General features: G+C 59.3%; 30 protein-coding genes, 1 tRNA gene and 2 pseudogenes. 29 read left to right on the top strand and 4 right to left on the bottom strand.

Annotated features, from left to right (window positions below):
• Nucleotides 1-1,324 precede the first annotated feature (1,324 nt).
• The 3 genes from FN829_RS12755 to FN829_RS12745 form a co-directional block, all read right to left on the bottom strand.
• Complete coding sequence (locus FN829_RS12755; RefSeq protein WP_142987352.1) at nucleotides 1,325-1,942, bottom strand: hypothetical protein; 618 nt, start codon at nucleotides 1,940-1,942, stop codon at nucleotides 1,325-1,327.
• A gap of 140 nt (nucleotides 1,943-2,082) precedes the next feature.
• Complete coding sequence (locus FN829_RS12750; RefSeq protein WP_142987351.1) at nucleotides 2,083-3,039, bottom strand: phage NrS-1 polymerase family protein; 957 nt, start codon at nucleotides 3,037-3,039, stop codon at nucleotides 2,083-2,085.
• Complete coding sequence (locus FN829_RS12745; RefSeq protein WP_142987350.1) at nucleotides 3,039-3,671, bottom strand: hypothetical protein; 633 nt, start codon at nucleotides 3,669-3,671, stop codon at nucleotides 3,039-3,041. Before FN829_RS12745 ends, FN829_RS12750 begins: the two co-directional genes overlap by 1 nt.
• 773 nt (nucleotides 3,672-4,444) lie before the next feature.
• Between FN829_RS12745 and FN829_RS12740 the strand changes: the two genes are divergently transcribed.
• From FN829_RS12740 to FN829_RS12665, 21 genes and pseudogenes are all read left to right on the top strand, one after another.
• Entirely contained in the window at nucleotides 4,445-5,428 is a 984-nt protein-coding gene (locus tag FN829_RS12740; protein WP_142987349.1) for a hypothetical protein, read from the top strand.
• A 420-nt stretch (nucleotides 5,429-5,848) separates the two neighbouring features.
• Nucleotides 5,849-5,941 (top strand): annotated as a pseudogene (locus tag FN829_RS16060) (DUF5795 family protein); the annotation flags it as partial.
• An 81-nt stretch (nucleotides 5,942-6,022) separates the two neighbouring features.
• A tRNA-Trp gene (locus tag FN829_RS15960) sits at nucleotides 6,023-6,196 on the top strand.
• 228 nt (nucleotides 6,197-6,424) lie between these two features.
• Nucleotides 6,425-6,892, top strand: a complete 468-nt coding sequence (locus tag FN829_RS12735) for a hypothetical protein (protein ID WP_142987348.1) — start codon at nucleotides 6,425-6,427, stop codon at nucleotides 6,890-6,892.
• 268 nt (nucleotides 6,893-7,160) lie between these two features.
• Nucleotides 7,161-7,574, top strand: coding sequence for a hypothetical protein (locus tag FN829_RS12730; RefSeq protein WP_142987347.1), 414 nt, complete (start codon nucleotides 7,161-7,163; stop codon nucleotides 7,572-7,574).
• The gene (locus FN829_RS12725) at nucleotides 7,571-8,086 is read left to right on the top strand and encodes a ribbon-helix-helix domain-containing protein (protein ID WP_142987346.1); all 516 of its coding nucleotides are present in this window, start codon (nucleotides 7,571-7,573) and stop codon (nucleotides 8,084-8,086) included. The genes FN829_RS12730 and FN829_RS12725 overlap by 4 nt, the downstream gene beginning before the upstream one ends.
• Nucleotides 8,073-8,378, top strand: coding sequence for a hypothetical protein (locus FN829_RS16255; protein ID WP_142987345.1), 306 nt, complete (start codon nucleotides 8,073-8,075; stop codon nucleotides 8,376-8,378). The genes FN829_RS12725 and FN829_RS16255 overlap by 14 nt, the downstream gene beginning before the upstream one ends.
• Nucleotides 8,378-9,244 carry a hypothetical protein gene (locus FN829_RS12715; RefSeq protein ID WP_142987344.1) on the top strand — a complete coding sequence of 289 codons (867 nt, stop codon included), beginning with the start codon at nucleotides 8,378-8,380 and terminating at the stop codon, nucleotides 9,242-9,244. Before FN829_RS16255 ends, FN829_RS12715 begins: the two co-directional genes overlap by 1 nt.
• Before the next feature lie 12 nt (nucleotides 9,245-9,256).
• Nucleotides 9,257-9,778: an HNH endonuclease gene (locus FN829_RS12710; RefSeq protein ID WP_142987343.1), complete on the top strand. Its 522-nt coding sequence runs from the start codon at nucleotides 9,257-9,259 to the stop codon at nucleotides 9,776-9,778.
• Nucleotides 9,779-9,792: 14 nt separating this feature from the next.
• Entirely contained in the window at nucleotides 9,793-10,806 is a 1,014-nt protein-coding gene (locus tag FN829_RS12705; RefSeq protein WP_142987342.1) for a hypothetical protein, read from the top strand.
• Entirely contained in the window at nucleotides 10,799-11,068 is a 270-nt protein-coding gene (locus tag FN829_RS12700; RefSeq protein WP_142987341.1) for a hypothetical protein, read from the top strand. The genes FN829_RS12705 and FN829_RS12700 overlap by 8 nt, the downstream gene beginning before the upstream one ends.
• Nucleotides 11,065-11,439: a hypothetical protein gene (locus FN829_RS12695; RefSeq protein ID WP_142987340.1), complete on the top strand. Its 375-nt coding sequence runs from the start codon at nucleotides 11,065-11,067 to the stop codon at nucleotides 11,437-11,439. The genes FN829_RS12700 and FN829_RS12695 overlap by 4 nt, the downstream gene beginning before the upstream one ends.
• Complete coding sequence (locus FN829_RS15950; protein ID WP_185955758.1) at nucleotides 11,436-11,591, top strand: hypothetical protein; 156 nt, start codon at nucleotides 11,436-11,438, stop codon at nucleotides 11,589-11,591. The genes FN829_RS12695 and FN829_RS15950 overlap by 4 nt, the downstream gene beginning before the upstream one ends.
• Nucleotides 11,581-11,742, top strand: coding sequence for a hypothetical protein (locus FN829_RS15945; RefSeq protein WP_185955757.1), 162 nt, complete (start codon nucleotides 11,581-11,583; stop codon nucleotides 11,740-11,742). The genes FN829_RS15950 and FN829_RS15945 overlap by 11 nt, the downstream gene beginning before the upstream one ends.
• Complete coding sequence (locus FN829_RS12690; RefSeq protein ID WP_142987339.1) at nucleotides 11,739-12,365, top strand: DUF6884 domain-containing protein; 627 nt, start codon at nucleotides 11,739-11,741, stop codon at nucleotides 12,363-12,365. The genes FN829_RS15945 and FN829_RS12690 overlap by 4 nt, the downstream gene beginning before the upstream one ends.
• A gap of 174 nt (nucleotides 12,366-12,539) precedes the next feature.
• Nucleotides 12,540-12,983: a hypothetical protein gene (locus tag FN829_RS12685; protein WP_142987338.1), complete on the top strand. Its 444-nt coding sequence runs from the start codon at nucleotides 12,540-12,542 to the stop codon at nucleotides 12,981-12,983.
• Nucleotides 12,980-13,246, top strand: a complete 267-nt coding sequence (locus tag FN829_RS12680; RefSeq protein ID WP_142987337.1) for a hypothetical protein — start codon at nucleotides 12,980-12,982, stop codon at nucleotides 13,244-13,246. Before FN829_RS12685 ends, FN829_RS12680 begins: the two co-directional genes overlap by 4 nt.
• Nucleotides 13,243-13,824: a hypothetical protein gene (locus FN829_RS12675; RefSeq protein WP_142987336.1), complete on the top strand. Its 582-nt coding sequence runs from the start codon at nucleotides 13,243-13,245 to the stop codon at nucleotides 13,822-13,824. The genes FN829_RS12680 and FN829_RS12675 overlap by 4 nt, the downstream gene beginning before the upstream one ends.
• Nucleotides 13,814-14,302: a hypothetical protein gene (locus tag FN829_RS12670; protein ID WP_142987335.1), complete on the top strand. Its 489-nt coding sequence runs from the start codon at nucleotides 13,814-13,816 to the stop codon at nucleotides 14,300-14,302. Before FN829_RS12675 ends, FN829_RS12670 begins: the two co-directional genes overlap by 11 nt.
• A 175-nt stretch (nucleotides 14,303-14,477) precedes the next feature.
• Nucleotides 14,478-14,621, top strand: a complete 144-nt coding sequence (locus tag FN829_RS15940; RefSeq protein ID WP_185955756.1) for a hypothetical protein — start codon at nucleotides 14,478-14,480, stop codon at nucleotides 14,619-14,621.
• 67 nt (nucleotides 14,622-14,688) lie between these two features.
• Complete coding sequence (locus FN829_RS12665; protein WP_142987334.1) at nucleotides 14,689-15,402, top strand: recombinase family protein; 714 nt, start codon at nucleotides 14,689-14,691, stop codon at nucleotides 15,400-15,402.
• Nucleotides 15,403-15,422: 20 nt separating this feature from the next.
• Here the strand turns inward: FN829_RS12665 and FN829_RS15935 are convergent, their stop codons facing one another.
• Entirely contained in the window at nucleotides 15,423-15,599 is a 177-nt protein-coding gene (locus FN829_RS15935) for a hypothetical protein (protein ID WP_185955755.1), read from the bottom strand.
• 422 nt (nucleotides 15,600-16,021) lie between these two features.
• On the opposite strand from FN829_RS15935, the gene FN829_RS12660 reads away from it, so the two are divergent.
• From FN829_RS12660 to FN829_RS12625, 8 genes and pseudogenes are all read left to right on the top strand, one after another.
• A complete protein-coding gene (locus FN829_RS12660) occupies nucleotides 16,022-17,479 on the top strand; it encodes a hypothetical protein (protein ID WP_142987333.1) in 1,458 nt (485 codons plus the stop codon).
• Nucleotides 17,479-17,970, top strand: coding sequence for a hypothetical protein (locus FN829_RS12655; protein ID WP_142987332.1), 492 nt, complete (start codon nucleotides 17,479-17,481; stop codon nucleotides 17,968-17,970). The genes FN829_RS12660 and FN829_RS12655 overlap by 1 nt, the downstream gene beginning before the upstream one ends.
• 45 nt (nucleotides 17,971-18,015) lie before the next feature.
• Nucleotides 18,016-18,486 carry a hypothetical protein gene (locus FN829_RS12650; protein WP_142987331.1) on the top strand — a complete coding sequence of 157 codons (471 nt, stop codon included), beginning with the start codon at nucleotides 18,016-18,018 and terminating at the stop codon, nucleotides 18,484-18,486.
• Nucleotides 18,487-18,488: 2 nt separating this feature from the next.
• The gene (locus FN829_RS12645) at nucleotides 18,489-19,016 is read left to right on the top strand and encodes a hypothetical protein (protein WP_246066531.1); all 528 of its coding nucleotides are present in this window, start codon (nucleotides 18,489-18,491) and stop codon (nucleotides 19,014-19,016) included.
• Complete coding sequence (locus FN829_RS12640; protein ID WP_142987330.1) at nucleotides 19,013-19,291, top strand: hypothetical protein; 279 nt, start codon at nucleotides 19,013-19,015, stop codon at nucleotides 19,289-19,291. Before FN829_RS12645 ends, FN829_RS12640 begins: the two co-directional genes overlap by 4 nt.
• Before the next feature lie 61 nt (nucleotides 19,292-19,352).
• Nucleotides 19,353-19,730, top strand: coding sequence for a hypothetical protein (locus tag FN829_RS12635; RefSeq protein ID WP_142987329.1), 378 nt, complete (start codon nucleotides 19,353-19,355; stop codon nucleotides 19,728-19,730).
• Nucleotides 19,730-19,966 carry a hypothetical protein gene (locus FN829_RS12630; protein WP_142987328.1) on the top strand — a complete coding sequence of 79 codons (237 nt, stop codon included), beginning with the start codon at nucleotides 19,730-19,732 and terminating at the stop codon, nucleotides 19,964-19,966. The genes FN829_RS12635 and FN829_RS12630 overlap by 1 nt, the downstream gene beginning before the upstream one ends.
• Before the next feature lie 343 nt (nucleotides 19,967-20,309).
• A pseudogene (locus tag FN829_RS12625) lies at nucleotides 20,310-20,773 on the top strand (hypothetical protein); the annotation flags it as partial.

Raw genomic sequence — 20,773 nt, 5'->3', positions numbered from 1 at the left:
GGATTCTCTCAGCAACTGATCCCCAAGCGAGCAGTTAGTCGGCGAGGAGGTCCATGTACCTAGCAATCTAGAAATAGTTCGTAGAGGATTATGCGGAAACGGGGGGTGTGTGTCCACCTGAGATTAAGTGGGTTATCAGTCGAGCTGATCCGTGGAAACTAACGATACCGCGCTTATGTCCTGCGAATTTATGCGGAAACAGGGGGTTACGTCACGTGTAATTATGCGGAAATGGGGGGTTACATCTCCCGTAGATCGCGATAAGAACACTCGCAAAGTGGTGTGTTCTCATTCGCAGATGGTGAGACAGACAAAGATGCGGATGATGCGATCCCTGATCAGGGAACAAGTAATTGCGGAAGAGTGGTGTGGGGTAGTTAGAATCCCGAGATTACAGTTGGTTCCGCTAACGGTACGTCATAGTAATTACGGAAAAGTGGTGTCTGCCACCCGAAAACAGCCGTGTTCCGCGTTCAAATTGCGGAAAAGTGGTGTGTTCCACCTCACGTAGCTCACCCCTGACTTCGATGATCCCAAACTCTGCTATAGAAGACACTCGCAAAGTGGTGTGTAAGTCGATGTAGCCAACTTCCATCAGGTGCTAAATCGCCTGCTAGATGTGTCGACGAGCATCGATCTCGGTGGTGACTCTTGAGTCTGCCTTGTCGTCGATATCCCAGACTGCGTAGTTGGGGTCCAGCATGGAGCCCTCGGTCGAGATACTGGTGAGCTGTGCCGAGCCGGGTCCAGTAAGACCAATGAAGCCTTCCAGAACGTAATAGAGGCTTCTATGTGTACGTTTTAGTCAATTCCATGAGCTCAAAATGAGAATACTGTAACAAACACATGGAGCCTCGCGTACACGCGCGGAAGGATTCATTTCTATAAGAATTTACTAACTGTTTAAAATAGCAGCTGAGTATTTGCGAAGGGCTTGGTACGACTGTGAATGGTTCTAAGTCGGGTTAACTGATCTCACAATGGTACCTTCAAGGAAGCAGAGAAAACACGGTGGGGGTTGATATCGCACAAACAGTCGTACACTACATATTCAAGTTCGGTTTCAGCAATTAGAAATGTACAAATAGTAGACGACAACAGACCATCAATCAGTCAATAGAATACGAGTAGCTGAAGGACAAAAGGTCAATTCCAGTTTATTAGGAGAGTTCGTATAGTTACCAGCTACGACACAATGAGAACGTACCTTGACCAACTCCCCTCAATACATACTATGCGCACTGTAGGAGTTTAAGACAATACAGAGATGGCCACGTGATAATATTCAGAGGCTAATAGGTACTGGTTACTGAATACAGAGGATTTATTCAGACGTAGTCTCGGTTTCTTTTGAATTGGACTCGGTCTCTTCCGAATCTGGCTTGAATTTCGCTTCTCGCATTTTTTCAAGCGGTTGAGGATCCCAATGAACGGCATCTTCCCCCCTCTCTTCTACCATCTTATTATACCAGCGCTCTTCTAGTTGTGGAGTTAATCCATTCAATTCATCTTTCTCCTCTACCAGTCTATCACACTCCTCTTTTAGTTCGTCAAAATCGGCACTCGGATCTGGCAGCCTTACTTTGATCATGTTATCAAATTCACTATAGAGATCATCATGTTCTTGCCCCGAATTATAGTAGATTATATATTTCCTTTCGAAATCGCCAATTGAACCGATTAAAGATATCACACCTGTAAGTAGTGATAAGCCGACTACAACTGGTGTGAGAATGTTTTGATAAAACCCCTGTACGATCGTCAATACAATAATAATGATTAGGGAGCTTAGAATTCCCGTCCCCCATCGAACCTGTTTGGCTCTCCACCGATAATGTTCAGATGCTTCGTAATATTTCTCATAGTTTATATATTGTTTATTATATTCTTCAAAGAACCATCGATACAGTCGGTGATGTTTATCTGAAAATGAGCTGGTCATATTTGAGAATTAAAACCCATTATTACAATTCTTTCTACTGCTAACTACGTATGCTGTATTCAGAAAGAATTCGCCAAATCACTAGTGTCTGAGGATTTTAACAGGGGTATGAGTAGGGAAGACCCAGCTTAGTCTGACTACTATCCTACCACATAATGACCTGAGAACGTACTACCGTTCGTTTTGATTGCTTTCTGGATAGTGACATCTCCATAGGTCCGCCCATCCGAGTAGTGAGTTTCATCCCACTTGGGTCGGATTCGATTCGATTGGCGGAAGCAGTCGTCTATCAATTGTGGGTCCTCTCTACACCAGAACGCGAGGTCGGAGGCGAAGCCAAGATCTGCTTCTGACGGAGATGATAGGCCGGCGCTCGAACTAGCAGGAGAGTCCCACCGGTCCAACACCCGCTTCGCCTTAGCGTAGCCACTTTTTGCGTACTCCTCGATTGTGCGCCGGATGTCCTCCACACTGATGCCAGTAGAATTGCCAGATGCCGAGTCTAGATCTGTGGAGACAGACTCATCAGATCCACCTGATTCTGTTCGCCTGGGTAGATACTCACGCTCGAGGTTGGCTATGACTTCTTCAATATCATCTCGAATACCATGTTCACCTGCGCTCCTCTCAGTAGGGTTGGATCGATCCCCAGTCAACACGACAAACTGATCACGGTCGTAGATCTCGATCTCACCAACGTCGTCCAGAGTTCCTTTTTCACCTCGTTCAAGGGAACGTTCCCCTTCAGCGATCAAATGTAGGCCCTCACCCGACCTGCTCCACTCAGTGTAGGTGCGTAGGTCCTGAACGATCCTTTCAGCCTCATGAGTGACTCTGGACGAGCCTTCGGGAACGACATCGTCGAGGTCGACAATCACAAATGGATCATCTGGTTGGAGCACGTACGCTGGTTCTCCAACGAACTGTTTGGATAGTTTTAGTACCTCATCTATCGGTAGTTGATTTTCTGGCAGATTCCATCCGTTGCTCGGCTGGATTGGGGCTTTGTCCTTCGTGACTATCCACTGAGCTCGCTCACGAAGGGGTTCCGGGACAGACCCCACACCGTGTTCTCTCGCCGATTCAGATTCCCACATCAATTGTACTCCCTTTCGTCGTCGAACACGTAGTCAATTAGCGCCTCTACATTTTGTCGGTCAAAGCCAGGGAGGATATCCACAGCTTTGTCTGCCACCCAACAGTCTTCGGCTGCTTCTGGGCAGTCACATAGCTCCATGAGAGCGAACCCTACACAGGCTCCGTCAGCGCCACTGTAGTGGCTACTGAATCCCTGTAGATCGCGCTGAAGCACATTGCGAAGAGCTGTATAGCGCTCCCGATCAGGAACCTCACACTGTTGGAGGACAGCATCACAGAGCTTCCAGGTTGTATCATCTCGGACTCGGTTTTTATTTCGTCCATCCTCGTAGGTTTGACCGAAACCCATCTGTAGTGTCCACAGGTCATCATATTTTTGTTCGTCTGAACTCGGAGCCTCAAATGACCTGAATGTTGTTCGAGCAGAACTGCCGTAGACTCCTTCACTGCTTGAGGTCTGGTCCCATCTTTTACCATTATACCTGACGTCTGCGTGGTTGTAGGTGGCCCAGTCGTCTCGTTGCCCCCCGAATGGTTCCTCGTGATAGGGTCTGATACCGTTGGCACCATCCGTCTGGGTGGGAGAGTTATTGTTCGGTACTCTTGATACTGTATCGATTTGCTCTTTCATATTGCCACATGGCCACCTGCTGACACTGTCCTAACTCGACTGTAGACCCAGTCGATTCTACTCGAGTCTGGTATTCAGCTCATATCTGAGCCTAGAGTAGACTACTGGGTTCGGAGCGAGCACAGTTGTCTGAGCAGCGCGACACATGCGACAGTACCTGAACTGAACCACTACCGAGTCAGGTATTGAGTACACTCGAACATACACTCGCTTCAACAAAACCGTTTCGACAAAAGCGCTAACGGAGTTTTGCTCGACCATTTTTTTTTTAAATAGTCGCAAATGGGGTGCTACTCGCGATGGGGGTGGTTGTCTCAGAAAATTTGAGCTACTTTGCTATAGGATCGGCCGATTCGTGAGTAGCGCTGTACAGTCCAAACCTACGATGGGCATAGTATAGAGTGGAGGGAGTTGTGATGGAAGGTTCGAACGAATAGTAGTTCGATGTGGAACCAGATTTGACGCAAGATGATAATTGTTCGTTGCTTAGTTAGCAAGTGTTCCAGAGAACTGTTAATTGGTCTGGGTTTCTGTTGTTGGAGTGTCTCATTCTTCGTTGACGAAGAAGTGGATGAGTTGTGTACGATTGACTGTATCGTAGTAAACCCCCTCCGTGTTCTCTCTGCTGTCCGGTCAGTCGAACTCAGTTGGTTGGTATTTTCATCAGGAACGAGGATATTAATAGGTTCATCCAAGGCTTATTGGCCAGACACCTCGGCAGCCAACCGGGCCTATTGATTAGTACCTGTAGCGCAAAACCTTACATGGTTCATATGACGGATTCTGCCGAGTTTGATCCCGATAACCTAGCAGAGGAGATGACTGAGGAAGTAATAAATATCATCTCTAAAACATTCGGACAAAACTTTTCGGAGGATATCGATGATTCAGACATGGAATCTGCTAAAGAGAAGACGAAAGGGATTCTTACTGAACTGAGATCCTTCCAACAGTCTGACCCAGACGAGGAGGAAGCAATCCAATTCCTCCTTGAGAAATATAACGAAACTGCTGCTCGAGCGTTGGGGTTAAATACGTCAGATTTAGATTCGTTAGAAGGGTTAGAAGTAATCTTTGAGCAGATAGACTCCAAACTCAGCAAATTCAGGGCAGAAGGAGAATCATTTGGCTATCCCCAATACTTTGATACTGTTGAGAATGTCGCTGATGAACTGATAGAGCAGGAAGACTACCGAGACTATCTCAACACCATCCGAGAGGGCTGGGAAAAGATTGGAGAGAAAAAGGAACAACGGATGTTCGCTCGCTACGATAGTGACTTATGGTATATTTTTGGAAATCCAGAAGTCGAAAATAGTTCGACTGTAGAGGAATATCTCGGGATGTACGAAGACTACTGTGAGCAATTCAAAACTCTCTCGCCTTTCATTATTTACAGCGTGAACGTCATCAAGACTGGTGATGGGGAACTAGATAACCGGCTGAACGATAATCTACATAACCTCGTCGACATGTGTCGAACTAGGGACCGAATCAAGGTCTTTGCGGAAGCAATTGATAATGACCGTAGGAACGCAATTACTCACGACGACTACTTCATCGACCCGATTGAGGAAACAGTTCAATTGGCTGTTGGTGGAGAGGACGAGGTATTCTCTTACTCAGAGGTTCGTGACCTTGCGGTTGAAGCTCGTTGTGCTGCCCAGTCTCTCTTTATTTTCTCCGTACTCTCTGAGCATAGAGCGAATTTAAGGGAACTTAGCGAAATACAGGACGAGATCGACGGTGAAACCTAATTGTCGACATCACGTCAACCAAGATCTGTCTGAACATCGTTCTACACCTATGGCAGTTCTAATATCATCACGGAACCAATGAGACATTCGCCAACTAGATTAGTCACTGTTGGCTTAGATTAGTCGAATTATCTACAATTGATTATACCGCGATAATGACCACCCCGTGTTTTCTCTGCTGTTCGTTCAATTAAACGTATTTGACTAGTAGTTCGTAACTGTAGGTTTAGCCATCACCGCGACGTTTTATAGACCTACTCTCACTGTTCGTAGACGTGGTTAGCCAGCAGTGTCGACCCGATCGCGAGAGGGCTTGCGACGAAACTAGCCCTAAATCAGGTGCTAGAGTGCCTCCTATGGGCAAACTGGTACTTGTCGCGTGCGAGCAGTCAACCGGTTGCGCGCTGCTCAGTACTTGCCGTCATCAGCGTCGGGTACATGCCCAGCGTCACGGAGTTCGTGACCGGATACAAGTGCCAGGAGTGCGATTGGTCCGACGACGACCGGGAGTGAGACGAGGGCCGTCGCGTCCGCGGATCGCGTGGGATCGAAACCCCTTTATCCGCGTTTCGGCAACACTCGATCGCAGACAGCGGGGCTGTGGCCAAGCCAGGCATGGCGACTGACTCCAGAGGCCACGCCCGGGACGACGCTCCAGACTGATATACCGAGCGGGCGACTGATCATCGCTCGCGTTGACGACCCTCTGGAGTTCCGAGGCGTACCGGAGATATCAGTCGATCGGGGGTTCAAATCCCTCCGGCCCCATCCTAAAATTAAACCTTTGTGAACCTGAGGTAAAGGTAGAGCCGAAGATCTGCGAGTTCTGCGGACTGTACATCACCGAGGTCAACCAGCGGTGCGCCGCGCTCGACAACGGGGTGTGCCGTCCATGAGGCACTGTCCGGACTGCGGAGCGAAGCTGACGCGGACCTCGAAGCCCGGCAGCGCGATCCCCTACGACACGTGTACCGAGTGTAGCTACGGGGGTGAGCTATGAGTCCCGAGACCGCAGTCGACGAGCATCGCGAGCAGATCGCGAACCGCCTCGGCGAGCCGGATCGACTCCAATTCCCGAGCGGATGGACTACGTCGGCGAGCTGGCGGCGCGCACAGGCCGCGCCGTCGACGGTCAGCGCGGTCAACCCAGCAGAGTTCGATGTGCTGCTCGGCCGTGAGGACGACGAGACGGCGCTCTCACGGCACCGCGTGCTATTCGCGGTCTACGAGGGTGACTTAGTCACCGAGTGCGACTGCGACGGCTACCGGTTCCGAGATTGGTGCGCTCACGTCGCGCTGCTGTGGTGGAGGTGGAGCCGCGACGACCTCGGTGTGACCGACCTCGACACCGGTCGCACCCACCTCTCGCCGCCATGGTGGCTCACCGTCGACGACGTCGAGCACGATCGCGTCGATGCCGACGCGAGTCAGCCGGTCGCGGCCGACGGAGGTGTCGACCGATGAACCCTCGTTTCCACTGTTTCGTGTGGAACAAGTGGAACGGATCTTGTGTTACAGACTGCGGGGCCTGTAACACAGACTATTTCACCGGAATCGAGTCTTTCGACACCTCTACCGTCGGAACTGTGTTTTGTAACACAGGTACGGGGGGGCGTCGAAATCGCTGCCCACGTGGCGCACCCGTGCGACGGCGCGCGGACTTTATGCGGCGCGCGCGCCGCCGCGCATTATGCGGCCGTGGGTCCGCTCGCAGGCGTTGGGGGGTGGGCCGATGAGCGAGACTCCACTTGATCGGCTGTTCGTCGAGGATCGGAGTGAGCGCCCCGACGAGATCGTCGTCGACGAGCTGACGACGATGGACGCGTCGGAGTTCGTCGCCCGGCTCGAAATGTTGTCTGATGCCGCTCAGGTGGTCTCGGGAATGGCCCACGATCTTGAGCGACTCCGGAAGACCGGGCTCTCCGACGACGACGCGAGAGACCTGATCTACGGTCGGAACAATCACCTCACGAAAACGGAGATCGAGGCGATTTTCGACGCGGTCGACCAGATCACCGACGGCCGGGCGGACCGCCCCGTGGAGCGTCTCCTCTCGGAAGTGTCCGGACTCAACCTCTCGGAGACGTCTGAGTTGATCGATGAACTCGACCGGCTAAACCAGAAGTACGGGGGCGATTCGGAATGAGCGACGACGGAGTCCACGTGACGTCGCGGATCCGCGACCCGGAACTGGTGGACGCACTCGAAGCGGCGAGCGAAGAGATGGGGTCGCGTTCCGAGGCGATCCGGGCGGCAGTACGGGAGACGTACGTCGGCGACAGCGACGAGACGAACGAAGGCACCGACGAGATCCCGGTGAAAGCGAGGGACGCACACCGCGAGCTGGTCGAGTGGGCCGGGATCGGCGGTCGTCTCGAGCTCGACACGGCGGAGTCGGTACTCGCGAACCAGCTGAACATCCAGAAGGAAGCGGTTCGGAAGACGGTGATCTACCCGCTGAAGCGAGAAGACGCGCTCCGTGTCCACCAGGGGATCCACACGGTGACGCTGGTGATCGGGCGACTCGACGGCGACGAAGTCGAACCGCGCGAACCGCCGGCGACGGCGTCCGGTGACGCGGTCGCGGACGGCGGGACGCGAGAACGACTCGACGAGCTGGCGGCGGCGGGGGTGGAGGTGGCCGATGGCGACGAGTGAGCCGACGCCGGAGACGGCAGCATCGGAGCAGCCGACGGTCCTCGACGTCGACGTCGTCGGGGATAGAGCGCTAGCGAGCGTCGAGCGGGGCGACGTCTCGATCGTCGTGGAAGCGCCGGCGGGGATCTCCGCCGAGGAGCTAGAGGCGACGCTGAACGGCGTGCCGGAGAGCATCGAGCGGACGACTGAGCGGTTCGCGGAGACACCGACCATGAGTGACGACACCACCGAGATCGACGGGAGTACCGACGCCGAAGCTGCGACCGACGACGACCTCGGAGGTGGTGCCTGATGGCGGCCGCTGACGCGGAAGGGGGAGAAGAGGCGACCGCGGACGACGAAGCGGAAGACGTCTCGAACGCGGAGGCGGACGCGGTCGGCAGTCTAACCGTCGTTATCCGCGCGGAAGTGCTCCAGCAGGTGATCGACCAGCTGCTGACGGTCGTCGACGAGGCGATCTTCCGGATAGGCCACGACGGGCTGTCGGTCGCAGCTGTCGACCCGGCGAACGTCGCGATGGTAGATCTCGAAGTGGAGCCGGGAGCGTTCGAGTCGGTCGGAGACGGGATGTTTCCGATCGGTATCAACATCCAGAGACTCGACGACTACATCGACGGAGCGAGCGGTGGGGATCCGGTGACGCTCCAGTACGTGGCAGAGAATCGGTCGATCCTCGTCGAACACACGAACGTCGAAGTGGAGATGGCTGGGATCGACCCGGACTACATGCGGGGTGAGCCGGACGTCCCCGAAATCGATCACAGTGCTGAGTTCGAGGCTGACGCGAAGGTACTCAGGGACGCAGTCGAGAACGCACAACTGGTTTCAGATCACGTCAGTCTCGAAGCGGACGACGACGATGGTGCTCTCGTCGTCAACGGAGAAGGCGACACAGACAACATCGAAACCGTGATCGAAGGGGATGATCTGCTCGGCGCGAACTTCTCAAAGGGAGTCAAATCGATGTTCTCGCTGGCGTATCTGGTCGGCGGATCGACCGGCGGGAGCAAGTACAAGGGGATCCTGAAGCCGCTGGGAAGCGGGACGGAGCTGTCCGGGAAGATCGACGACGAGATGCCGATCTTCCTCGACTACGACTTCGCCGACGGCTTCGGTCACGTGAGGATGATGCTCGCGCCGCGGATCCAGAATGACTGAGGTGATGATCGTGTGTCAAACTATCACCTCGGTTCGAACCGGGTACAGCGGTACGCCCGGTTCGAACACGCGAAAGCGGGCCACGGCAGCGGAGCCGGCTACGAGCGCTGGCGTTCAACGGAGTACCGACCGCACACGCCGGGAGAGCGGCGCGAAGACGTCTACGTCGCACACCACCGGCTGCTCGCGGTCGTCGAGTGCTACCCGATCGACGAGCCGATCGAGTCGGTCCTCGAGGATCTCGCGGAGAAGGACGTCCATCATCGCAACGGGATCAAGTGGGACAACCGGAGCGAGAACATCGAGCCGGTCGACCACGCTCGTCACGCGTCGATCACCCAGCAGCAGGTCCGGGCGTGGGCCGAAGACGAGAAGCGAGAGCGGGAACGGCGGGCGGCCGGCGTCTCCGACGACGATGTCTGCGACGGCTGCGGTGAGGTCGCGGAGCTCCTCGCTACGTCGCCCGGCTTCGCCGGCGAGCGGTGCCTGGAGTGTGCGAGACGAGAGTGCGACGGCGAGCCGATCGAAGTCTGAACGGGGTGATTTCGATGGCGAGTGAGACGACGAAGGGCGAGTGGAACCCCGGCAGGAAGTACCAGGCGATCCTCTCGCAGATCCAGGACGTGCTGTCCTCGGGCGAGAAGCGGACCGTACGCGACGTCTACTACGCGCTCGAGTCTCGCGGTCACAAGTGGGAGTACCGCTACGTGAAGCGAGCGGTCAAGAAGGGCCGACGTGCCGGCTACATCGATCCCGCACAGATCGTCGACGCCTCGAGAACGGCAGAGAACGTCGCGGCCACCGGCTGGCGCGATCCCGAGCACTTCGTCGACGATCGTGTCGACGAGGTGTGGACCGACTACTGGGAGGACTTCTGGCGCGAGCAGGAGTCCTACGTCGAGGTCTGGCTCGAGAAGCAAAGCCTCGCGTCGGTCTTCGGACCGATCTGCGAGAAGTTCAACGTCCGGCTGGAGGCGACTCGTGGTGATTGGTCGGACTCGAAGGTCTACCAAGCGAGCAACCGGCTCGCCGAGAAGATCCACGAGGGAAAAGATGTCCGGATCCTCTACTTCGGCGACTACAACCCGTCCGGGTTCCATGCCCCCGTCAGCATCCTCGATGCGATGGGGTACTACGGTATCGGCCTCCCTCGGGAGTTCCCGAGTTCAGACGATCATCGATACTACGACGCCGAGCACGGAGCTCCGTTCGAGGATCCGAACGGAGGTAGCTTCGCACTCGAACGGAAGGCGTTGAACACGGAACACATTGAGCGGTTCGGACTCCCGGAGAATCCGGTGCCTTCGTCCTCGGACAAGGATGCGACGATCAAGCGGTCGTTCCGCAGGTACGTCTCCGAGGGACGCGACACCAACGTCGAACTGAACGCGCTGAAAGAGTTCGAACGGGAGTTCCTCGAGGATCTCGTTCGGGATTCGATCGAGGAACACGTCGATCTGGAGAAGAAGAGCGAGGTCGAGAACCGAATTCGCGAACGAAGAGAGCAGCTGTCGGAGTGTATCGACATCGACCGAGACGCGCTGGAGGGAACCGATGACTGACGAGACTACCATGAACGGAACGACCACGGATGACGGGGGATCGATCCCGGCGCTGAACGAGCTGACGGTTCAGGCGCTCGACGAGGAGCCGGAGTACGCGGGAGGAGAGCGGATGTACGCGATCCTCTTCGAGGAGGACTACGACGGCCACGCGGTCGACATGGACGGGAACGTGGCGCTGCTGGTGAACCGCGAGCAGGCGGTGGAGATCCGCGAGTTGATGGGCGAGATCGTGGAGGAACTCGGAGGTGAGTCGGCGTGAAAGACGAATCCGAGGTTGATCGCCACGTCGAGATCATGAACACGCCGATCGCGGAGCGACCGGAGCCCGCCGAGATGTCGGTCGAGGAACTTCGTGCGGAATACGAGACGTTCGACGTGGGTGCGCTGTCGACCGTCGAAGACGACGAGCGATGGGAGCGACACCTCGAGCTCTGGCGCGAGCTGGAGTCACGCGAGATCGTGGAGTTCCCCGAGTGTCCTCGGGGTGCCTGCGACTCCCGACGCTGGCGCTTCGAGCCCGGAGGCCCGGCTCACTGTGCGGAGTGCCACGAGCCGGTGGCGGACGCTGAACAGTCACAGAAGGTCCACGCAGCCGCCGATCGGCTGGTCAACGGTGGTGGGTCGGCGTGAAAGACGCCGATGGTGTTGATCAGGTTAGTTGCCCACACGAGCGTTGCGGCAACGAGAACCTCGACCGCGTCGAGGACGATCCTGAAAACGACTTCTTCTGCCACTGGTGCGGTGGCTTATTCGACACCGCGGAGGTCCTCGATGGCGACTGACGTTCAAATCTGCTCCGACTGCGGGTGGCAACTCTCGGGACAGGACAAGGTCAACCCGCACCGGAAGAAGTGCCCGGAGTGCGGTGCCTACTACTTCGGCCGCGAGGAGGTCCAATGGTTCGGCGGTAACGAGCCGGGGTACAAACCATGACCGCCGATCAATCCGGAGGCGGAGTTGATCGCGGTGACGATCGATCCGCCGATGAAGTTGATCAGACGCTCGCCGTCATCGGCTGCGGGAACGCGAAGCGTGACGAGGCGTCGAAGGCGCGAGACCTCTACACCTCAAACTACTTCGCGCTGAAACGCGAGTACGCCGAACACTTCGCTGACCGGGTCGTCATCCTCAGCGCCGAACACGGGCTCGTCTGGTCGAAGCGGACGATCGAACCCTACGACACCACGCTCGACGACCGCGACAGCGAGGCGATCGTCGACGAGGTCGCGTGGTCACTCCGGTCGCCGTTCACGGATCACTCGCACGTCGACGAGGTCCTGCTGCTCGCCGGTCGCGACTACGCCAGCATCTACGCCGACGCGATCGAGCAGGAGAACGAGATCGCGTTCGAGCCGCTCGACTTCGACGTAGTTGACGTGTTCGGAGAGGCGGACCTCGGCGGCATCGGCGAGCAGATGGGATGGATCCGCCGGGCGGTCGACAAGGACCTTCGCCAGCCGGACGGCGGCGAGAGCGAACAGCAGACCGGTCTCGGGCGGTTCGCCGGTCGCACGGCGCCGGTCGCGACGGACGGAGGTGAGTTCCGTGCCGAGTGAGTGCCCTCGCGGCTGCCACACCGCCGAGTACGGCACGCGCACGGTTCGAGAACGTGAGGAAACGATCCCTCTCGACTCGCCGCGCGTCCAGGAAATGTACGGCGAAACGTTCGTCGTTACTGAGCGCACCGAACGCTACGCCGAGTGTCGTGTCTGTGGATGGAGGGTCGATCTATGAGCGATCAATCCGGAGACGAGATCGATCACCCGGTCATGTCGGCTACGGCCGTCGAGTCGGCGGCACGAACTGCTCGAGTCTGTACCCGATGCGTCCACATCAAACACAAGTTCCCGGGCGGCTACGTCAACGAAGAGTACCCGTACGTCGGCTTCTGGGAGCGGTTCACGTCGTCTCTCGAGACGCGCTGGCGACTGATCAAGGAGGAGCATCGCGAGGAAAACGAGGCGTTCGACGAAGACGACGCTACGGGGCAAACGAAGCTCGTCACGGATGGCGGTCGGGATCGACGCGGAGACGGTTCCGAACGTAGTTCGGTGTCGATAGCTCGTGAGCATCTCCTCGGAGCGACGGTGTGGGCCTACGGGGGCGGAGCGGCGCGAGTCCGACCGTGGACGACTGCTCGAGACGTGCGGATGCCAGCGAGGTTAGATCGATGACTCGCGACGCTGTCACGGACCGCTGGGAAGAGAAGGCAGAGGAGAACGTCGAGGAGTGGGGCGAGCAGTCACTCGAGACGCTGCTGCTCGCCGCACAGGAAGAACTCGGCGAACTGACGCAGGCGACGCTGGAGTACCGCGAGGAAGATGGGTACTACGGGCCGATCTTCGACGAGATCGACGACCTCGGCGCGCTGCTGATCCAGCTCGAGGACGCGGCCCGTGGTCATCGGTTCCGGGACGATGGGGGAGATTCGGAATGAGCGACCGCGGTTTCGTCGTCGTGATGGCGACTATCATCGCGGCGGACGGATACCTCGGGTTCCCGGCCGCGGGTACGTTCGTCGACGCCGTCTCCGCGGCCGCTACTCCGTATATCACTCTCATGTCTCGGGGAATCGGAGTCGTCGGATCGACGATCCCATTCGTCACGTTCTCTGTATTCGGGGCGTTCTGGGCCTATATACTCTTTTTCACCGGGGGTTCGGAGATCTACCTCGAGGAGATCGAGAGAGACGAGGAGAGTGATCTCGGGGATCACTTCCACGAGGCAGACGACGGTGACGGTTCCGGGGAGACGATCACACTCCGCGATGTCGACGGCGAGACGGTCGTATTCGACGCCGACAGCTTCGATCCGAAACGGATCCGTGTCGGTGATCGGTACGCATGGGTGGCCGAGCACGAAGGAGAGCCGATCGAGGTCGATCCGGACATGCTCTCGACCGACCCGACCGACCATACGCGGGCCGCCTACGTCGACGGAGAGATCGACGAGGACGAACTGGAGGAGCGACTCGAACATGATCTGTCGGAGGTGTACAAGGACGATGGCGAGTGACGAAGATTCGGGCCGTATTCCGCGCCGCGGCCTGTTAGCTGCCCTCGGCGGCGTGGTCGGCTGCGGCGCGTACATCTTCACAGAACGCCGCTCGGCGTCGGGTGCTGGCGGTTGGTGCCCTTCGGAAGCGGAGATGGAGACGATGTCTTGGATCCGCGGGCACTTCGAGCGGGTACGGCAGCCAGTGACGGCTGGAGAACCGTTCGACAGCACACTGATGCTGAAGAACAGCGGCGGGAAGATGGGGACGTACGAGGCAAACCTTCGACTCGCAAAACTCGAAGAAGGGCAGGTCATGGAGAAACGCTTCGTCACGTCGGTCTCGGTTGATGTCCCGGCGCGAAGCGCAACGGAGGCGACGATCACGACCGAAGCGCCGCGAACCGGCGGCCGGTGGCGGCTCGAAGCACCGCAACTGGCGAGTTCGTGTGATCTGATCCGAGCGACTGTACAAGATCTGGAGGTCGTGGAGATCTGAGATGTCGCGGAAGGATCAACAACCGGACGGAGACGGTCACGACCTCACAGACCTCATGCCGCCGTCGAATCCGAACGTAGTGCTGACGAGTCCGATCGGGGCCAACTGAATTCTACCTTCACTTTCGCCGAGGACGTGGCTCGATAATAAGTCGTCATCGAGCGAGTTGGTTTCTATGGAGTCAGATAAGCTCTCAGAAGAGGAGTTCGAGCAGGCACTAGATGATCTGATTCGGATGGGGTTGGTCGAAACGTACGAAGAAGATGGCGAGACGTACTACAGAGCAACTGACCCGACGCTCGATCTCGGAAGCGTTTGAGAAGTAACCTCTAGACTGCTGTTTTTGAACCATCGTTCTTTAAGTAGCTGGCTGTGCGTTTCTAACCATGTCCGAAATCCTCGCCTACGCCCGGGTTTCGACGAGCGACCAATCCCGTGATGGTCAGCTCGAGTCGATCCGTGAACACTACCCGGACCTTCCTGCGGAGAACATCTACGCCGACGTCGGTTCGGGGGATGATCCGACTCGTGACGAGTACGTCGAGCTGCGTGATCGAGTCGAGGCCGGCGAAGCCGAGAAGGTGGTCGCCGCGAAGCTCGATCGACTCGGTCGCTCGACCGCGGAGGTCGCGGACTTCGTCGACACGTGCTCGGACCAGGACGTCGGCCTCCACCTCGTTCAGCAGGGATTCAACGTCGACCCCGATGACGGGATGGGTCAAATGATGCTAAAGTTCATGTCGATGGTCGCTGAGATGGAGCTGAAGCTGAACCGTGAGCGTCGGCAGGAGGGGATCGAGAGGGCGATCGACCGCGGTGTTCAGTTCGGGAAGGCCCCGCACGGAATGACGAAAAACGAGATGGGGGTTCCGGTGCCGGGAGAGGGCTACGAGCGAGTTCAGGCGTTCATCCGTGAGGTCCGTGAGGGGCGAGCGAAGCGGCCGACCGCCCGCTTCTTCGAGATCCCAGAAGGGAGCATCGCGACGATCCTCGAGCGCGCCGACGAACTGTACGGTGTCGAGTTCGATAACGACGAGTGGACGCTCGAGCGGGCGAAAGTCGAGGCTGGAGAGAAGGATCTCGAGGAACTCGGCGGATAATAGGACAGGATCGAGCCGAACTACTGAACCGGCTCGACCGTTATCGCACCGTCATCAGTTTCGTCGACGGCCACGTGGCCGTCACCAACTCTACCATCGTCATCGACGAGTCCCCAGTCGCGGAGGGTGTCTTTCGGGATCGTCACCCCGCCGCTCCCGTTCCCGAGGTCTCGAACCTTCCGAATCTCGCGGGACATCCACTCTTACGGACGAATTCCGGGCTATTCAACCTTCGGTCTTAATCGGCTTATTGGCTTTATTTCACTTAAATACGGAGGTTTAGAACCTCAACACCCGGTTTTCTGGGCGCACCATGAACGGTGTGAACCCGGTCGGAGGTGTGCGCTTCGCGTGAGCGCCATCGCCGACGACGATGACGGCGCGGAGGATCGGCGGTGGAGGGACTGGAGCGCGGTTTTCGAGGGGGCTGACTCGTGAGCGACGGGCCTCGCGGCCTCGTCGCCGGCGATCGATTCCTCGAGTATCTTCGGACCTTCCGAGAACGGCATCCGATCGATGCCGATCTAGCGGAGAAACACGGTGTGCCCACCGGAAACGGGCAGTTTCGCAGACTCATGACACGAACTCGAACCCAAAGCGGTAGCTACGGAGGAACGGTATGAATATCGACATCAAAAAGACGGGGCTCGCGGCGCTGATCGCGCTCGCCGTGCTCTCGTCGATGGTCGCGACCCCCGTCATGGCGGCGGGCGGGATCGGCTGGAGTGAAGACACGAAGACGCCGAATCCCGAGATCGCGACCGAGGTCACGATCGACGAGTGGTCGAACGCCGACTTCGACACGGCCGTCGAGTACTACGACGACGCCGGCGACCCGGCCACCTTGCCAGCTTCACTCAATTCCAGTAACGACAACCCGGTCACGCTGACCGCGACGGACATCGACTTCGCGGACCGCAACGAGTTCCCGCGAAAGAACGACGAGGGCTCGGACAACTCGGCGTCCGCGCTCGACTCGAGCGAGTGGACCACCTCGGGAGCGACCGTGAGCGAGTCGTCGACCGCGCCGGGCGTCGACGCGCTCAACTACGCCGGCTCGGCGAGCTCCGACTCGGCGACCTACAGCAACTTCTCGGTTGCGGACGGCGAGAAGTCGTACCTCACGATCGCCGCCGACATCAACTCCGCGTCGGGCACTCCGACGCTCCAGCTGACCGACGGTGACGGCGACTACGTCGAGGTCACGCTCTACGACTCGTCGGCGTCCGCGAGCGACGACGACGTTCTCGCGAACTCCACGGGTGAGGGAATGGTCCTCCAGCAGCAGGTCGGTGACATGACTGTCGCCGGCACCGGCGACGGCTCCTTCGGGTCCACCGAGGAGATCACGATCTCCGGCGACGCTGACGTGGACGTTTCCGTCCTCGACGCCGAGCGGACGCGCGCTCTCACCTTCGGTGAGCGCCTCGAGGACACCGACGACGATGACGAGCTCGAGACCGTGACGATCACCGAGCCGCACGGCGCGTACTCCGTGACCGGCATGGGCACGTTCGACGAGGTCATGTCGGACGCGACGATCTACGGCGTCACCGTCGACGCGGTCTTCCAAGCGTCCGACATCACCGACGACGAGGACGTTTCCGCCGAGTTCGGCCCGACGAGTGACTACCCGCAGTGGGACCAGCTCGGCGAGATCGCGTACCGACTCGAACTGCCGACGGCCTTCGACCTGAGTTACTCGGGTCCGGAGTTCGTCGACGAGCCGAACCTGCCGTCGGAGCGCTACAAGGCGGTCGAGATCGCCGAGGGAACTGGGGACACGGAGTTCTCGGAGATCGACTACACGTCGGTCGCGAGCAGCTACGACGGGTCGACCGAGATCACGCTCGACTCCACAGTCTCGCCGGGAACGGCCTACGTCGTGAGCTACGACGTCGTGCTCACGAACGACGAGGTCTCGGCGATCCAGAGCGCGGCCTCGAGCGGCGGGGCGGCGGTCATGTCCTCGGGTGACGGCGGGTTCATCAGCTGGCTCCTGTCGGTTCCCGGTCTGATCGTCAGCTCGATCACCGGCTTCGTCGGGTTCCGCCTGTTCGGCGGCGGAGGGTCGTAATGTCCGACGCGGCCGACAAGCTCCCGTCCGGAGACGATCCGAGCCCGAACACGGTGCTGACGGGCACCATCGGGTATCTCAACGCCGACGGGACGCTCGGAACGCTGCTTCAGGGCGCGATCTTCGGCACGCTCGTCTCGGTCGCGACCGGCGGTGTGAACCTGATCCAGAGCGTGTTCGCCCTCGTCGTTGCGCCGCTTGACGCGATGGCCGCGGCGATCGGCCAGTTCATCGACGCGACCGTGCTCGAGCCGCTCGGCATCATCTCGACGACCGCCGAAACGTCGGCGACGTCGATCGCCGCACAGTTCGGACCGTTCGCGCTGCTCGCCGGCGTCGGCGTGGTACTGGGCGCGTTCTGGATGATAACTGCCTATCTCCAGCAAGAGGAGACGAGTGACACCCTCGCGGTGCCTGGTTTTCCGGACGTTCCCGCGATCGGCCCGATCGACGTCGGGGTCACCGAGGAAGGAGAGGAGGACGAGAACTGATGACCCGGCCATCGCGACCCAACCCGCATGCGGGGGTGGTGAGCGGTGGCGTCTGACGGCGACGACAGCGTGCTGACTGACGACCAGGAGGAGTCGTTCCTCACCGGCACCGAGTCGATCAGCGAGGATCTCAGCTTCGGGCTGGCATCCGGGATCAACGCCGGGCGCGTCGGGAGAGCGATCGCCGGGTCGATCGTGTTCGCGGTCGCGCTGGGTGTGAACACAGTCATCGGAGCGCTGACCGAGGCCTACACCGGTCTCGTCGACGGCGTCAGCGAGTTCCTCGCCGGCGGCACGGAGTTCGTGAACAACCCGAACGCGGTCGGCGGCTTCGAGCAGGAGTTCGACGGACTGATCGAGGTCATCTTCGGGAGCGGCATCGCGGCGATCCGTGGCGCGTGGTCGTTCTCGCTGACGCAGTTCGGCCCGCTCGCGTATCCCGTCGGGATCGGCGTCGTCGTCGCGTCGTTCTGGGTGATGGGTCGCGGTATCGACCGCATCCGGGAGGTGAGCTGACCATGCCGAGTGGCCCACTCGAAGACGGTAGCCAACCGGACCGCGACAAGTTCGACAACGATCCGGACACGGATTCGGGGATCTCGGAGTTAAGCGATCTGTCGATTCCGGCGACGCTTCAGGCGTTCCTCGACTCGCCGCGTCGGTTCGTCCTCGGTGCCGTACTGACGGCATTCCTCGAGTCGACGTTTGGTATCGTCGAGATCGTGATCGACGGCTTCCTGCTGGTTCTCGCCGGCTCGGAGCCGTCGACGTTCGACGCGCCGGGCGAGACGCTCGGGATCGCCGACATTCCGGTGAAGATCGCCGGCGACCTCGGCGGAGTCGGAGAGTCGATCGGAGACACGCTGATATCGACCGTGCGGACGATCAACGGTGGAATCTTCGAGGCGGCGGGAGCGGCTGGACCGCTCTCGCCGATCGTCGTGACCGTGATCGTCGTCGGGGAGATCGTCGTCGCGCTGGTCCTCTTCCGACGGATCGTGTACATCGTCGCCGACCTCCTCCAGCTCGGAGGGCTCACAGAATGACACTGAAAGAACTCGCAGAGGATCCGCTAGCCCAGCTCACCGCGGGACTGAGCGGGATCATCGCGCTGCTGAATCCCGAGGTCGTGTGGGCGCTGACGGACGCGCTCATCGCGTCGGGACCGCAGCTGTTCTCAGTGATCTCGTTGTCCGCGCTGACGCTTCCACAAGTCCTCCCGCCGTCGAACGCGGGCGAATGGGCCGTGGTCGCCGCCGGCGTGGTGTTCCTGGCGTACCTGGGACAGCAGATCTACGGCAACATCGATCGAGAACTATGATACACAACGACAGCGGACGAACCGAGTCGAATCGCACGCAGAGAGACGGAGGTGAGCGCCGATGCTGACGCTCGCGCTCGGCCTCGTAGCGGTCGGAGCGCTGGTGTATGCGGTCGGCCTCGAGGAGAGCCGTGACGCGGCTTCACGGGCCGGTTCGACCGCGGGCTCGGCGGCGTCGACGGCGGGGTCGGCAGCCTCTCGCGGGCTCCGGTCGACGGCCGCCGCGGGCATATTCGGTGCGGGGGTCGGCATCCAGTACGGAAACGAGCTGGTGAACGCGATCCTCGCGGATCCGGGGTGGGCGGTCGCGGCCGTCGCCGGGATCGCCGGCGCGCTCGGCACCGGGGGCTTCCTCGGGTCGCTCACCGGTGTACAGTTCCTGCTGATCGGGGTCGTCGTGTTCGTGATCGGCTACGCCGTCTTCGGAGGTGACGCCTGATGGCGGTCTCGGGACTGTGGGCCGACGAGCCGACGCCGAGCCGTATCGCGGTGAGCGTTGGACTCGCACTCATAGGGTTCTACCTCGCGGTCCAGACGTTCGCGGTCGGCCCGTCGACGCTCCTCGAGGGGTGGGTGATCGCCGGCGGCCTGCTGGCGTTCGCGCTTGGCACCGCCGACGCGTACCTCGAAGCCGCGGCGCTCGACGAGCTCGAGAAGACGGAGGGCGCTCGATGATCCGGTTGATCCTGCGGGGTCTCGTCAATCTCGTTCACCGTGATCGTCCGGAGACCGCGGTCATCGACGAAGTATCTACTCCGGCAGCAGATATCATCATGGCGGCCACTCTCCTCTGCGGGATCGGAGCCGGTTCTGTACTCCCGATATCTGCCGACCTCGGTGGGTTGGCTGCTTTGGCTAGCGTCTGTTTGGTGGTACTCGGACGGTGGATCCCCGGCTCGCAACTGCTCGATGCCGAAGAATGGCAGGCTAACGGCCGGCCACTCGCACCGTGGGAAGACGAGTGGGGGGTAAACGAGGAAACCACAGAGACGCGAACGGAATCCACGGAGGGCGCTCGATGACTCGGGGTGCCGCGGTCGCCGCGGCAAGCCTCGCAGTCCTGTGTGTGCTGTCGGCGCTCGGGGCGGCGATGCCCGCGATGGCGGCCGGGGCACCAGCACCACAGGTCGACTCGGGCGACGTCGACTTCGACTCGCCCGGCCCGTTCGAGATCTCGGAGCTGCGGACTGGCGGGAACCAGCCGGCAGCGGCACCGCCGGCGGTCCGCTACGTGGGCGGTTCACCGCCGACCGGCGCGATGGCGATCCGATACACGCCGGCCGGGCCGCTCGAGAACGAGCCGGTCCACCTCGAGCGCGGCACGACGCTGAACACCGACCAGATCGAGCTGTACTCGACCGTGTTCGGTTCGCGGTCGACCGGCGAGTACGAGGCCGTGATCGTCTACTGGCAGCCGGAGAGTCAGACCGTGAACGGCACGACCGTCGAGTACGCGGCCGACCAGGAGGTTCAGCGCGTGAC

Source organism: Halorubrum cibi (assembly GCF_900182635.1).
In the GTDB taxonomy this organism is placed as follows: domain Archaea; phylum Halobacteriota; class Halobacteria; order Halobacteriales; family Haloferacaceae; genus Halorubrum; species Halorubrum cibi.
This window is presented reverse-complemented; position numbering and strand designations above follow the sequence as displayed.